Consider the following 14,060-nt stretch of genomic DNA (forward strand, 5'->3'; position numbering starts at 1 on the left):
TACTGCATTGTGTCGTATATCGCCAATCCGGAAGTTATCGAACCACCCGGGGTGTTTATGTATAGACTTATGTCCTTTTCGGGGTCTTGAGATTCAAGGAAGAGGAGTTGAGCCACGACTATATTTGAAACTTCATCATCGATGGGCCACCCGAGAAACACTATTCTTTCTGAAAGCAGTTTAGTGTAAATATCAAAGATTCTTTCACCCCTCCCTCTGTCTTCAACTACGTAAGGGACGAAAGGTGCCATGTTTATGTCCATAAAGCCTCCTAATTATTGAAGAGTTTTTCTATAATTCTCTTTGGCGGAAGAAAGGAGAAAATTACGTGACCGCTGTCTGTTATCAATACGGCCTTCGTTCTCTTTCCGAAAGTCAGGTTGACGATCTTGCCTGTCTCCATGCCGAGCTGCTTAAGACGACGAACAGCTGAGCTTTCGATAGGAAGAACGGCGAGAATCCTATCCCTTACAACAAAGGACTCGAAACCGACGTTGACAACGTGATCCACTTCTACTTTCCTCCTTTCAATAACAATGTTATTATAACATAATGGAGATACGGCGGAGGTGTTCCAGTGCTAGCTAACGATCAGGAAAGTCTCGTTGACACGGGGCGCATATACGTTAAGGCAGGAGATGGAGGAAATGGTTCAGTTTCCTTCAGAAGAGAGAAGTACATACCCTTTGGAGGTCCTGACGGCGGCGATGGCGGCAGGGGTGGCCATGTCTTTCTCAGATCGACCAATTCAATAAACACGCTCTATGAATTCAAACGCAAGAAGAAATTCATCGCTCAAAGCGGGGAGAGCGGTCACGGTTCAAATATGGCCGGAAAGAAGGGAAAGGATCTGGTTATAAGAGTGCCCGTTGGGACGATTGCATATGACGCGGAGAGTGGAGAGATCATTGCCGACCTTTGCAATCCCGGTCAAATCGTTGCGATTGCCAGAGGCGGAAAGGGTGGAAGGGGCAATGCGAGGTTCGTCTCTTCAACGAATCAGGCGCCCAAGGCAGCAGAAAACGGTGAACCTGGAGAGGAACTCTTTGTTCGGCTGGAGCTGAAGATTCTGGCTGATGTTGCACTGGTCGGGTTCCCAAACGTCGGAAAATCGACGCTCATTTCCGTTATGTCGAATGCTAGACCGAAGATAGCAAATTATCACTTTACAACCCTCTCGCCCAATCTCGGAGTTGTCATGGCAAATGACGAACAGGGATACATAGTGGCAGACGTTCCGGGTTTAATCAAAGGAGCACATCAGGGTGTCGGTCTCGGCCACAGCTTTTTGAGGCACATTGAGAGATGCAAGACTATAGTTCATCTCCTGGACATCTCTGAGAGCGAGGGAAGAGACTTCCTTCAGGATTATGACGATATTCGGTACGAGCTTGAATTCTACAAGAAGGAGCTGGCCGATAAGCCCGAGATAGTAGTTGCAAACAAGTGCGATCTTCTTCCTCAAGAAGAACGTGAAAACAAGCTGGAGATATTCAGGAAGAAGATCGGCAAAGATATTATTCCAATCTCGGCTGCTACTCGCGAGGGAGTCAATGCGTTGAAAGAGACGATCTGGAAAAACGTTGAAAGCGATCATTCCTACTTGTCGTCGATGAAGGTTGAAGAAGAGCTTCCATTGCCCCAGGTCGAACCGGTTGTGCTTACCGCTCCCTATCCGGAAGACTTCAGAGTTGAGAAAGATTCTGAAGGCAGATATGTTGTTCTTGGACCGGCCGTTGATTTCTACACGAGAAAAATCAGAGCTTTCAAATACAGGGACCGTTTCATAATGGACAAGCTGGAAAAGGGAGGACTCTCTTCAAAACTTAGGAATGCGGGGATTGAGGAAGGAGACACTGTAGTTATTGATGACAAAGAATATGTGTTCAAAGATTAAGATAGGCATCTTCGGAGGTTCTTTCGACCCGGTTCATATGGGACATGTGGCTGTAGCGACCCGGGCGATCGAGAAACTACGGCTTGAGAAGCTTTATGTTATTCCAGCGTACATTCCTCCTCACAAAGTTTCCAGCACGGTTGCACCATACGACCTGAGAAGATCTTGGCTCAAGAAGGTTTTCTGTGAAGTCGAGCAAGCGTGTGTGTCTGATTATGAAAGAGAAAGGGGAGGAATCTCTTATTCACTCTTCACGGTCAGGCACTTCGCAGAGGTTCACGGCTGTAAACCGTTTCTCGTTATCGGCGAGGACAGCTTAGTTACTCTGGAGAGTTGGTATGAATACAAAGCTCTACTGAACGAAGCGACAATAGTGGTTTATCCGAGAAGTGAAGGCAGTGTGGACTTGCCCTCCGTCGAGAAAGTTGTCTGGCTGGACGCACCTCGTTTCGACTTATCGTCGACTGAGATTCGGAAGAAGATTTTGGAAGGCAAGTCGATTGAAGGGTTGGTTCCCGATTCAATACTGGACGAGGTAACGACTTACTATGGATAAGCAAATCGGTCTCTCTCCCATGGCTGGATATACAGATGAGGTAATGAGGCAGCTTTCGCTCGAATGGGGAGCGGATTTTGTTTTCAGTGAGATGATTAGCGTAGAAGGTGTCCTAAGGGGATCGGGAAAAACAGACGAGATAATCCCGTCAGCCCCTACGAGAATACAGCTCTTTGGTTCATGCGTATCGAGAATGGCGAAGGCAGCCGCCCGGCTTAACGGCATAGCGACCTGGATCGATATTAACGCCGGCTGTCCTGTAAGAAAAGTAACGAGAAGAGGGGCAGGGAGCGCCTTGCTAAGAACACCTGAAAAAATCGCTGAGATGATTGTCGCCCTGAAAGAGACGGTCGATATTCCTGTTTCAGTCAAGATAAGACTCGGCATCGAAAACATCGAAACGGAAGCGATCATCTACCCGATATTGAAAGCAAAACCCAAAGCGGTCTTCATTCACGGCAGAACCGTATCGCAAGGCTATTCGGGGGCAGCAAATTGGAAAGAGATCGAGCGTCTCACCCAGATTCTTCATTCGGAAGGCATTCTCTCTTACGGTTCTGGCGATATGTATAGCCCTGAGGCGATCGCAAAGGCTTTGAGACAGTATTCGGTAGATGGCGTTGTCGTTGCGAGAGGAGCGATCGGCAATCCCTGGATCTTCAGACAGGCGAGAGACCTCATTGAGTTTGGCTCATACGATAATCTCACGCTTCCCGAAAGACTCAATTACTTTCTTATACACTTTGGAAGGCTTGCCGAGGCTGTTGGTGAAGAACAAGCCGTCAGAGATCTTAGGAGATCATTTGCAGGTTACACACGGAACATAAGGCATGCATCGAATCTCAGAAGTGAATACATGAAGTGCAACTCTCTCTCAGAAGTCAAGGAACTTTTCAGAAATTACATTCCAGAGCGGCAACTTTCCAAATATTGACTCCTTATTCAAGAAATTCAAATGCTTATTGTGTTTCAAGATCCGCTTAGCACCGCACGCTGCCCGCTTGCAAAGTCGGGATAAGGAGAATTTCACGAGGCAGTGGAGGTTTTCGCCTATGATGGGGCCACTTGCCCGGGAAGATGAATTCAAGGCATTCCTGTCGCGTTAAGTTCTAGAAATGGCGATACTCACTTACTGTCCGTTTTGAGAAAGCGAGAAGAACTCGGCGGTGAATACGGGTTGGCTGGAATGCGGCCCAAAGTCATCTGTGCTCTGTATTCGATCTGCCTGATAAAGGACTCCCTTGTTCTTAAGCAGCTGTTGTTAGTTTCTCGCTTCTAAACTTCAGCTCGGCTACGAGCATTTCGTTTCCTCGGGTTGTCTAATCGATCTCTCACAACTGATCGTATGCCGGACATCTTCCGAAAGAGTGTTAGTTGTCGAATACAAGCTTTACTAACCTCCAAGGTATGATTTTTTCACAAGGTCGTTGTTAAGCAATTCCTCTCCTTTCCCTTCAAGGACGACCCGTCCCGTTTCAAGTACGTAGGCATAATCGGCCAGCTTCAGTGCACCGAGGGCATTCTGCTCGATCAGGAGAATCGTCTTACCCTCTTCGTGAACTTTTCGAATTACCTTGAATACTTCGCCGACTATTACTGGAGCGAGTCCAAGCGATGGCTCGTCGAGCATAAGAAGATCCGGTCTAGACATCAGCGCCCTGCCTATGGCAAGCATCTGCTGCTCACCACCCGAGAGAGTTCCGCCCTTTTGATCCTTTCTCTCTCTCAGTATTGGAAAGAGAGTGTTCACCCATTCAAGATCCCTTTCGATTTCTTCAGAGTCTTTTCTTTGAAATGCCCCAAGCATAAGGTTCTCGATCACCGTGAGGTTCGGAAAGATTCTTCTTCCCTCAGGGACCAGAGTCATTCCTGCCCTCACGATTTCATTTGTGGACTTGTTTGTAATACTCCTTGACTTGAAGACTATCTCGCCATCTTTCACTTTCTTGAGGCCGCAGATGCTTCTCAGAGTTGTCGATTTTCCGGCCCCGTTCGCACCGATAAGCGCGACGATCTTCCCTTCCTCAACGTTGAAAGAGATTCCCTTCAGAGCATGGATGCCTCCGTAATACACGTTTAAGTTCTCTACCCTAAGCATACAAATCACCCGTTCCGAGATAGGCGGTTATTACATCAGGATTGTTCTGAATTTCCTCTGGAAGCCCCTTTGCGATAGTGACGCCGTGATCAAGGACGATAATCCGCTCGCATATGGTCATGACAAGGCTCATGTCGTGTTCAATCAACAGAATCGTCTGCTGAAAGTCCTTTCGAATTCTAAGGATCAGAGCCGCCAGGGCAAGCGTCTCTTCCGGGTTCATCCCCGCGGCCGGCTCGTCCAGCAATAACACTCTCGGTTGCGTCGCTAGAGCTCTGGCAATTTCGAGTTTTCTCTGAAGGCCGTAGGGAAGAGATCCGGCCAGGTCTCGCTCATACTTGTCTAGGCCAAGTGTCTTGAGCAGGGCTCTTGCCTTGCCGCGCATCTGCACTTCTTCACTCCTGTATCCCGGCAGCCCAAAGACGGCAGAAATAACAGAGGACTTCAGGCGCAGGTGGCAGGCCGTAAGCACATTCTCCAGAACTGTCAGCTCTCCGAAGAGACGGATGTTTTGGAATGTTCTAGCGATACCGGCTGCGGCGATTCTATCTGTCTTCATTCCGGTGATGTCTTTTCCGTCGAGGAGAATCCTGCCTTCGCTTACGTAATATGTATTTGTTATTAGATTGAACACAGTTGTCTTTCCGGCTCCATTAGGTCCTATAAGTCCTACCAGCTCTCCCTCCTGAAGATCGAGATTAAAATCCGAGACCGCAGTGAGTCCGCCGAATCTCTTAGTTACTTGTTCAAGTTTAAGCAGACTCATCTGCATTCCTCCCTCTTGATCTGAATATCCATTCCCATGTGAACTCTTTGTGGCCAAAAAGGCCTCTTCTGAAGAAGATCACAGTAATTACGAGGATCAGAGCAAAGATCAGCATCCTCATGCCGGAAATCCCGGGTATCGTGAAGCCAAATATCGTCATGGGCGATTCCACGAACCTGAGCAGTTCCATCAAGAAGGCAACCGAAATGCCCATCACAACACTTCCGGTTATGCTTCCAAGCCCTCCTAGAAGGACAATCATAACAATTTGAAAGGTCAAGGAGATGTTGAAAGAATTCGGATCGATTGTCATCAGCAGACTGCCGAGTAGTCCGCCTCCAATTCCAGCGAAGAAAGCGCCGATGACGAAGGCCATAGTTTTGTGTTTGAAGAGATTCACTCCCATTGCTTCCGCCGCAACTTCATCCTCTCTTATTGACTTCAGCGCTCGACCGTAGCTACTGTCCACCAGCTTCTTTATGAAGAAGATCGTGAACAATGCCCAACCCCAGCTCCAGTAAAGATTTGTATAGGTGGGAAGTCCTTTCAGGCCCAGTGGTCCGTTAGTAACACTCTGGAGGTTGTTGAGTATTACGCGAATTATCTCTGCAAAGCCATAGGTTACTATGGCAAGATAATCTCCTCCGACTCGAAGGCACGGAGCTCCAACAGCGAAGCCCGCAATGGCCGCAACAGCACCGCCAACAAGTAGTGCAAAGAAGAAGGGAATCTCTATTTCGCTTAACGGCCATATTATCGGTTGTATGAAGAAGTTCATTGCCTTTAGAGATGGCGACATGTACAGTAACGCCGAGGCGTATGCGCCAAGAGCCATGAAACCCGCGTGGCCCAAAGAGAACTGACCGGTAAAGCCGTTTATAAGGTTGAGACTGACTCCCAGTATCACGTAGATAGCCGCAACATTCAAGATTCTCTTGATGAAAGCATCGATATAGTTCTCGGCAAGCCAGAGCAACATAATGAAGATCAGAAGACTAACTATGGTTAAGACCAACTTCATTCTGCGATCCATATAACTCACCTACTTGTCTTCTCGCCGAACAAACCCGTTGGCTTCACAAGAAGAATCATGACGAGAAGAACGAAGATTATAGCGTCTCTGTAACCTGCCGCCTCGGGGAAAAAGGCGACCAGCAGAATCGTAACCATGCCAAGCATTAATCCACCGACAAGAGCACCCACAATACTTCCAATTCCTCCGATTATCGCTGCAGTGAAGGCCCTCCAGCCAGGGAAGACTCCCATGAAAGGCCATATCTGTGGGTATCTGAGAGCCCAGAGAATTGCACTAAGTGCCGCGAGTGCCGAACCTATCGCAAATGTGAATGCGATTGTTCTGTCTACGTTTATTCCCATTAGCTTGGCTGTCTCAAAGTCTACAGATAGGGCTCTCATAGCCAATCCCATTTTCGTACGCTTGACCAGAAATGTTAGCAGAAGGAGTACTACTATTGAAACCACAATAGTAGTTATGGTTATCGCCTGAATTCTGACTCCACCGATAATGAATGTCCTGGTCAGTGATGGAGGCACATAGAAGGCCTTCTGCCTTCCGCCGAAGACAACCGTGGCAATGTTCTGGAGAAGAAAGGACATACCTATTGCAGCACAGAGCGATGAGATTCTTGGCGCGTCTCTCAATGGTCTATATGCAACACGCTCTATCCCGACTCCCAGCAAGATAGTCGCGATTATACCGAACAGAACCGCCAGCCACCAGGGCATCATGAACAAAGTGAAGCCGTAGAAGACAAAGAAGGTAGCCATCATGAATACATCTCCGTGAGCAAAGTTAACGAGCTTGACTACTCCATAGACGAGAGTGTAGCCGATAGCTATAAGTCCGAATATGAAACCCAATGAGATTCCGTTAACAAGGTGCTGCAAAAAAACGCTAGAGCTCATCCTGCCACCACCTTTAGCTTAGCTGCCGCCCTTAGTAAGGACGCAGGCATTGGCCTGCGTCCGATACCTCCGATACCTGGAAAATCAATGTCTTGGCCTCATCTATTGGACTGGTTTTACAACACTTACAAACTTGAAGACTCCATCCTCGACTTTTCTAACAATCGCATCCTTAACCGCGTCGCCGTTCTCGTCTATTGTTATGTACCCCGTCACTCCTTCGAAATTCACAGTTGCGCTCAGAGCGTTCTTAATATCCTCAGGAACAGCCGAATTCGCCCTGATAATAGCGTCTACAGCCAGCATGAACGCATCGTATCCCAGAGCGGAAAAGGCGCTCGGTTCGACTCCGTACTTGGCCTTGAAAGCTTCTATGAACTCGGCGGCTTTTGGCGTCGGTGCTACTGCTACGTCGAAGTGTGTGCTGAAGTAGCTGCCTTCGACGGCTGCACCGCCAACCTGCAGGAATTCGGGGACTTCCCAAGTATCTCCGCCCAAGAACTGAGANNCCAGTTCGCGAGCCTGCTTAATGATGAGCGCCGCCTCTCCATAAGAAGCAGCAGGTATGAAGATTACATCTGGGTTTTTACCCTGGGCGTATGCCAGTTGAGCAGTGAAGTCCTGGTCACCCGTCTGATAAGAGATGACACCGCTGATCGATTTGTTGTCTCCAGTAAGTGCCTTGAAGGAATTCTGGAAGTAGTGCGAGAGTCCAACCGAATAGTCTGAAGCGATGTCCTGAATGATCACAGCCGTCTTCGCGTTGAGTTCATCAACAGCGAATTTCGCCATTACGCTTCCCTGGAATGGGTCAATGAAACAGACCCTAAAAACATAAGGCTTCCCTAAAGTAACCAGCGGGTTGGTCGGTGAACATCCTATCATCGGTACCTTTGCAGCATTTGCCACTTCACTGCCGGGTATTGCAACGGCACTTCCGTAACTACCGATGATTACCGATGCCTTGTTGAACTGGATCAGCCTTGAGACGGCGTTTGATGCTTCCACCTTCTCACTCTTGTTGTCGACAAGAACCAGCTCGATCGGTCGGCCAAGAACTTCTTTTACCTGCTCGGCGGCGAGAGTAACGCCTTCCATGGTAAGCTGGCCTCCGGCTGCGTAAGGCCCAGTCATAGGTTCGAAGACGCCAATAACGATCGGGTCAACTGCAAACAACACAAATCCCAGAAGCAGAACTACGGCTAGAACGAGAATTTTCTTCACTTGCCTCACCTCCACAATTATGATCGTCTAGAGCCGAAGCTACCCCAGAATAATCAATAGTTACTCAAAGCACAGCTTAAGCATTAACATATTAGACTTGTCAGCTATGCAGAATGAGAGTAACAAATGGGTGCGAATCAAGACTGCAGCAGTGGGCTTCATCACAAACCGGTACCCGATCACTAACTCAGGACAGAGTAGGGCATGTAATACTCATTAGATTAAAATAAAACATAACACTGCACTACTCGAAATGATAATACCATGTGAAGTAATAATGGCCTCTTCTCAAAAAACGCCTTTATTGGTCAATTGGAGCGAAGAAACCTGATAATCGGTTTCTATCTATCTGGAAACCAAAGACAAGCAGTCACAGATCACTAACGTTTTTGTTATGAATCGAGTAAGATAAAGAATTGGGAGAGATTGTTCCGTACTCTTTTTTTGAAGACTGCCGGCAAATAGTTTCAACAGTCCCTGAACAGAGTTCACTATGATAATGATCGGTCTATTGTCCTTTGTGTTTTTGTCCGGCCTCTTCATGTGGAAGCCATGTTCTCTCATGTTTTCTATTCGGTACGCTATAAGAAGGATTAAACAAGTCGAGCGCCGTCAACATCATCAATTGGTTTTAGATGACCGGCGGTGAGTTTTCTGAAACCCAAACCTTAACTTACAATTGGAATGTAGAGTTTTGAATGAAAGGAGGGAATTTTGTTGGAATCGGATACTATGGTTGCAATATTGAAGGAAAGGCGGGAGCCGGGCCTGACGCTGAAAAGGGTTCCGGTCCCGCGTGAACTCGGTCCGCACGACGTACTTGTGAAGGTCAAGCGCGCTTCCATTTGCGGGACCGATCTTCATATTTACGACTGGGACAAATGGTCGCAGGAGAGAATCAGGCCGCCTCAGATAGGAGGGCATGAATTTACCGGAGAGGTCGTAGACATTGGCGGAGAGGTCTCATCAGTTTCTGTCGGGGATTCTGTAGTCTCGGAAACCCATATTCCTTGCCAGAAATGTCTTCAATGTAAGACCGGGAAGATGCATATCTGCAAAGACATGGAGATCCTCGGTGTTCATAGAGATGGGGTATTCGCAGAATATGTTAGGGTACCGGAAGTGGTTTTGTGGAAAGTCGATCCTTCGATTCCTCTGGAGTATGCATCGATTATGGAACCATTTGGAAACGCAATCCACACTGCGCTGGTAACGGATCTCACTGGAAAGAATGTCTTGATCACCGGTGCCGGACCGATAGGCGTTATGGCAGTTGCAGTGGCGAAGGTTTCCGGAGCGGCACAGGTTATTGTGACGGAGATAAAAGAGTTTAGAAAGGGCCTGGCAAGAAAGATGGGAGCTGACACAATAATCGATCCCACAAAGGAAGACGTCCCTTCGAGAGTCAGGTCGATAACCGAAGAAAACGGAGCAGATGTTTTTCTGGAGATGTCCGGCAATTCAACCGCCTTTGAGCAGGGACTTCGAAGTCTTACGAACGGAGGCGTTGTCTCGCTGCTAGGGGTCTTTCCAGGTGATGTGTCATTTGATATAAACGGCCTGTTCACTTTCAAGGGCTTAACTATGTACGGCATAACAGGAAGAAAGATGTTTGAGACCTGGCAGGTGGCGACTCAATTGCTCAAGAACAAGAGGATCGACCTTTCTCCGGTTGTCACACATATTCTTCCGGCCGAGAGATTCGAAGAGGGATTCGACGCGATGAAGAAGGGAATTTCTGGAAAAGTTGTCCTCGAATTCTGATTGGTTTTACGGAGGTGTTTAGATGTTTGACTTTAATGTACTCAAGCAGGAGATGGAAGAGCTAGAAGAAAAGGGTTTGCTGGTGAAGATCAGAACACTGGAATCTCCTCAGGGCGCCTGGCTGAATATCGAGGGGAAAAAGGTCCTCAACATGTGCTCAAACAACTATCTCGGGCTATGTTTTGATGAAGAGCTTAAGGAAGCCGCGATCGACGGTGTCAGAAAATGGGGTGTCGGGCCTGGAGCTGTAAGATCGATCGCCGGGACACTTCAATTGCACAATGACCTTGAAAAGGAGCTTGCGGCTTTCAAGAGAGTTGAATCTACACTAGTCGTCCAATCCGGTTTTAATGCAAACCAGGCGGTGATTGCCCCGATCGTATCCGAAGAAGATGCGATTCTCTCTGACGAACTTAACCACGCCAGCATAATCGATGGAGTAAGGCTTGCAAAGGCCAAAAGATATGTATGGAAACATAAAGATGTAAATGATCTGGAGACTCAACTGAAAAAGGCCGAGTCCGATGGGGCAAGGAGAAAGCTAGTAATAACTGACGGCGTCTTTTCGATGGACGGTGATCTTGCTCCGCTGCCTGCAATCGTCGAAAAGACGAACAAATACGGTGCGATTCTGATGGTTGACGATGCTCACGGCGAAGGCGTCCTTGGGAGCCACGGGAGAGGAATAGTCGACCACTTCGGATTGCATGAAAGCGTGGATATTGAAGTCGGAACTCTTTCTAAGGCCTTTGGTATAGTCGGAGGATTCGTTGCTGGCAAGAAGACTCTGATCGATTACCTGAAGCAGAAGGCGCGCCCGTTTCTCTTCAGTTCATCCCTCTCTCCGGCCGAAACCGCTGCGGCAATAGCGGCCGTCAGGAAACTCTCTTCATCCGATGAGTTGGTCAGGACTCTCTGGAATAACGCGGATTACTTCAAGGACCAGCTGAAAGCGTTGGGGTTTGATACGGGGCATACCGAGACACCCATAACTCCTGTGATGCTCTACGATGCAAAGCTTTCCGCAGCGTTTTCCAGGAGGCTCTTTGAAGAAGGGATATTCGCAAGTTCTATCGGTTTTCCTACTGTCCCGAAAGGAAAGGCAAGAATAAGAGTCATGATAAGTGCCGCTCACTCAAGAAAGGATCTCGATTTTGCGGTTTCAAAGTTCGAGATGATCGGGAAGGAACTCGCTGTCATAAAGTAAAAACCTTTCCTTCACCGAAACTGAATATAATGGTCTTGTTGCGGCGGCGGATGCCGCTGCTTTTCGTGGAGGTGTGGCCGTTGTTTATAGCCTTACTGATGCTAGCCGCAGGTTTTATTTTGCTGATCAAGGGAGCCGATTTTCTTATAGATGGATCTGTGGCGATTGCCAAGAATCTCGGGATTTCTGAATTGCTTATCGGACTGACTATTGTTGCTCTAGGAACTTCCGCGCCGGAGCTTGCGGTGAGCGTTCAGGCAGCCGTCAAGGGCTCCGGAATCGCTCTCGGTAACGTTCTCGGATCTAATATCGCCAACATCGCGCTAATCCTCGGAGTCGCGGCTTTCTTGACGCCTCTTGGCGTAAGCAAGACAACTATGAGCTATGAAATACCATTTGTGATATTGATCACTGTTGCAAGCGGAGCATTGATACTTGGAAATGGCAACGGTCTTCAGCGAAGCGACGGAATAGTGTTGACTACTTTCTTTGTCATCTTTATGATGTATGTGTTCGCAATGGCGAAGAGAGACAGAAAGATCTCCGACATTGTTGAAGTAGAAGGAAAGAGAGACATAGAGCTCTTTGAGAAGTATCCGGTACTTGCCTGGCTGGCAACTATCGGGGGAACGGCCGGTGTAATTATCGGAGGTAATCTTGTGGTTAACGGGGGATCGTCGATAGCTCGCGTTTTCGGAGTCAGCGATATGGTTATAGGAACGACTATTGTTGCCTTTGGGACGTCTCTTCCGGAGCTTGTAACCACTGTTGCGGCGGGGAAGAAGAACCGCAGTGATCTCGCCATAGGAAATGTGGTGGGATCGAATATCTTCAACTTGCTTCTTGTTCTGGGAGTTTCGGCAACGATATCGCCTATATTGGCCCACAGGTCTCTCGTTGTCGAAATCTCTTTTGCACTGGGACTCTCCATAGTTCTGCCGTTGCTTCTGCTCAGAACAAAAAGACTTGACAGGCCAAAAGGTGTTCTGCTGATGATTATCTACTGTGCATTCATCGTATCGACAATAATTAGCGGCTGATGAAGGGCTGCTGAGAGATTTACATACATGATGCGAGGTGCGACCAATCCCGACAACTGCAGACAAGACCAGAAGCGAGAAGACTCTCTAGGACGCTAGCCCTATATGAAGAAGATAGTGGAATTCCATGCGGAACTCGTGGTTCTCGATATCTCTATTTGTGTAGCAGGCAGTGTCGAACCCGGTCAGCTCGAATCCATACTTGAGGTAGAAAGAGATCGCGGGAAAGTTGCTGCTTTGAGTTTCCAGTACTAGACGTCTCAATCCCTTTTCTTCTATTTTGCGGTATTCATAAGTTCCGTGCCAACGCCTGTCCGTCTATACTCCTTCCAGACAAGGATGTCCCAGATACGGAGAGAATCGTTCCATTCTCGGAAAGAGCAAAAGCCCCAGCTCCTTACCGTTTTCGTGAGCGCTTAAACAATGGGCGACGCCTTGAATGGTTCTTTTATATTGTGGGCAAAGCCTTTTATGTATTGGGCTGAAAATCTCTTAACGGAGGTTTGAATCGTCCATATGCCGCTTTACGTTCTATTGAAAGGTCAAAGTATCTATCACTTGAATACTCATACCTTACAACTCTCCCGGAGAGTGATTAGGGATTGACTTCTCTTATTTCCATCTCTCCGCACTCCTCCCCATTTGCAAAATCTCTGGCCGGACAAAACGGAATTCATTTGACCATTAAGGACTTGCCAATCGTCGAAAGGTCAGTAGGGGAATACTCTTCTTCTATCCGTCGGCAGCGGCGGGTCTTCGATAGTGGCCTTTGCCAGTTCTGCAAAGTTCTTTATGAGCTTCCAGCCTGGCGGGTTACCGAGGAAACCTGCCTGGGTTTCCGGATGAAATTGAACGCTGTAGATCTCCTTTTCTTTGTGTTTGATCATTTGAATAGGGGTTACGTTCCCCCTAGCAAAGAGTTCGAATTGATCTGGAATCGAGGCGACGGCGTAGGCATGATTCTCCCATACGAGAAGGCTTCCGTCAAAGCCCTCGAGAACCCTGTCCTCTTTCACAAAACTTACTTCGTGCCAGCGGCGCTCCTCACTGTAATATAGAACGGAACCGTACACTCTCGAGACTATCTGATGACCCAGACAAATACCAAGTATCGGGACTTCGCCCCTCAGTATTATTTCTCCGCCCTGATAGACCTTATTGTTCCAGTCGATGTAGTTCCTCATTGAATCGCCGCCTGCAATAATAACGCCTGCGTATTCGTTTTCATCTTCGGGAAGCTCATCGTTGAATATCTTGAAGATCCTGTACCTGATACCCTGTTCCGCAAGCGAACGCTCTATCGGTGATAGCTTGGCTTCATATGCCGGGTCGTTCAGAAAGAGGGCAACGACTCCTCTATTATCGTACGAAGCAGTAAGCATAGTTGGAAAGGAACATGCAAAGATAACCAGTGCAAACAAACGTATAATTGACTGTGCAGTCTCTTCCTTCATTGACTCTTGACACCTCTCACAGCGAATGATAAACTACTATTTGTGCGATGCCGGGGTGGTGAAATTGGCAGACACGCATGATTCAGGTTCATGTGGGCATACCGCCTGTGCGGGTTCAAGTCCCGCCC

15 protein-coding genes and 1 pseudogene are annotated in these 14,060 nt (G+C 47.9%); 7 read left to right on the forward strand and 9 right to left on the reverse strand.

The features are described 5' to 3' along the window. Positions 1 to 251: ATP-dependent Clp protease proteolytic subunit (locus B3N33_RS04080; RefSeq protein ID WP_349682153.1), on the reverse strand; the 251-nt coding region annotated here is incomplete at its 3' end. A 20-nt stretch (positions 252 to 271) separates the two neighbouring features. Then, the gene (locus B3N33_RS04085) at positions 272 to 511 is read right to left on the reverse strand and encodes a DUF370 domain-containing protein (protein ID WP_099831097.1); all 240 of its coding nucleotides are present in this window, start codon (positions 509 to 511) and stop codon (positions 272 to 274) included. 66 nt (positions 512 to 577) lie between these two features. Between B3N33_RS04085 and obgE the strand changes: the two genes are divergently transcribed. Genes obgE through B3N33_RS04100 form a run of 3 tightly spaced genes read left to right on the forward strand, consistent with a single transcriptional unit; the run spans position 578 to position 3,387 of the window. Beyond that, positions 578 to 1,897: a GTPase ObgE gene (obgE, locus tag B3N33_RS04090; protein WP_099831098.1), complete on the forward strand. Its 1,320-nt coding sequence runs from the start codon at positions 578 to 580 to the stop codon at positions 1,895 to 1,897. Beyond that, positions 1,869 to 2,453, forward strand: a complete 585-nt coding sequence (nadD, locus tag B3N33_RS04095; RefSeq protein WP_292592237.1) for a nicotinate (nicotinamide) nucleotide adenylyltransferase — start codon at positions 1,869 to 1,871, stop codon at positions 2,451 to 2,453. The genes obgE and nadD overlap by 29 nt, the downstream gene beginning before the upstream one ends. After that, complete coding sequence (locus tag B3N33_RS04100; RefSeq protein WP_292592238.1) at positions 2,446 to 3,387, forward strand: tRNA dihydrouridine synthase; 942 nt, start codon at positions 2,446 to 2,448, stop codon at positions 3,385 to 3,387. The genes nadD and B3N33_RS04100 overlap by 8 nt, the downstream gene beginning before the upstream one ends. 459 nt (positions 3,388 to 3,846) lie before the next feature. On the opposite strand, the gene B3N33_RS04105 is transcribed toward B3N33_RS04100, so the two are convergent. From B3N33_RS04105 to B3N33_RS04125, 5 genes are all read right to left on the reverse strand, one after another. Beyond that, entirely contained in the window at positions 3,847 to 4,551 is a 705-nt protein-coding gene (locus B3N33_RS04105; RefSeq protein ID WP_292590174.1) for an ABC transporter ATP-binding protein, read from the reverse strand. Further along, positions 4,544 to 5,317, reverse strand: a complete 774-nt coding sequence (locus B3N33_RS04110) for an ABC transporter ATP-binding protein (protein ID WP_292592239.1) — start codon at positions 5,315 to 5,317, stop codon at positions 4,544 to 4,546. Before B3N33_RS04110 ends, B3N33_RS04105 begins: the two co-directional genes overlap by 8 nt. Then, entirely contained in the window at positions 5,304 to 6,350 is a 1,047-nt protein-coding gene (locus B3N33_RS04115) for a branched-chain amino acid ABC transporter permease (RefSeq protein WP_099831103.1), read from the reverse strand. Before B3N33_RS04115 ends, B3N33_RS04110 begins: the two co-directional genes overlap by 14 nt. A 5-nt stretch (positions 6,351 to 6,355) precedes the next feature. After that, positions 6,356 to 7,243, reverse strand: coding sequence for a branched-chain amino acid ABC transporter permease (locus B3N33_RS04120; RefSeq protein WP_099831104.1), 888 nt, complete (start codon positions 7,241 to 7,243; stop codon positions 6,356 to 6,358). A 102-nt stretch (positions 7,244 to 7,345) separates the two neighbouring features. After that, complete coding sequence (locus B3N33_RS04125; RefSeq protein ID WP_422655895.1) at positions 7,346 to 8,482, reverse strand: ABC transporter substrate-binding protein; 1,137 nt, start codon at positions 8,480 to 8,482, stop codon at positions 7,346 to 7,348. A 717-nt stretch (positions 8,483 to 9,199) separates the two neighbouring features. Between B3N33_RS04125 and tdh the strand changes: the two genes are divergently transcribed. The 4 genes from tdh to B3N33_RS04145 all read left to right on the forward strand — a co-directional run bounded on the left by tdh (position 9,200) and on the right by B3N33_RS04145 (position 12,733). Then, the gene (tdh, locus tag B3N33_RS04130) at positions 9,200 to 10,231 is read left to right on the forward strand and encodes an L-threonine 3-dehydrogenase (RefSeq protein WP_180977961.1); all 1,032 of its coding nucleotides are present in this window, start codon (positions 9,200 to 9,202) and stop codon (positions 10,229 to 10,231) included. A 22-nt stretch (positions 10,232 to 10,253) separates the two neighbouring features. Continuing rightward, positions 10,254 to 11,438: a glycine C-acetyltransferase gene (locus B3N33_RS04135; protein WP_102819226.1), complete on the forward strand. Its 1,185-nt coding sequence runs from the start codon at positions 10,254 to 10,256 to the stop codon at positions 11,436 to 11,438. A gap of 71 nt (positions 11,439 to 11,509) precedes the next feature. Then, positions 11,510 to 12,478 (forward strand): calcium/sodium antiporter, encoded by a 969-nt coding sequence (locus tag B3N33_RS04140; protein ID WP_292592275.1) that lies wholly within the window; start codon positions 11,510 to 11,512, stop codon positions 12,476 to 12,478. A 105-nt stretch (positions 12,479 to 12,583) separates the two neighbouring features. After that, a complete protein-coding gene (locus B3N33_RS04145) occupies positions 12,584 to 12,733 on the forward strand; it encodes a hypothetical protein (protein WP_292590178.1) in 150 nt (49 codons plus the stop codon). Positions 12,734 to 12,753: 20 nt separating this feature from the next. Here B3N33_RS04145 and B3N33_RS04150 read toward each other — a convergent pair. Together B3N33_RS04150 and B3N33_RS04155 are read right to left on the reverse strand one after the other, a co-directional pair. Then, positions 12,754 to 12,855: pseudogene (locus tag B3N33_RS04150) on the reverse strand (GNAT family N-acetyltransferase); the annotation flags it as partial. Between the two features lie 333 nt (positions 12,856 to 13,188). Continuing rightward, positions 13,189 to 13,932, reverse strand: a complete 744-nt coding sequence (locus B3N33_RS04155) for a type 1 glutamine amidotransferase (RefSeq protein WP_099831109.1) — start codon at positions 13,930 to 13,932, stop codon at positions 13,189 to 13,191. Positions 13,933 to 14,060 lie beyond the last annotated feature (128 nt).

The organism is Mesotoga sp. UBA5825 (assembly GCF_002432955.1).
Taxonomy (GTDB): Bacteria; Thermotogota; Thermotogae; order Petrotogales; family Kosmotogaceae; genus Mesotoga.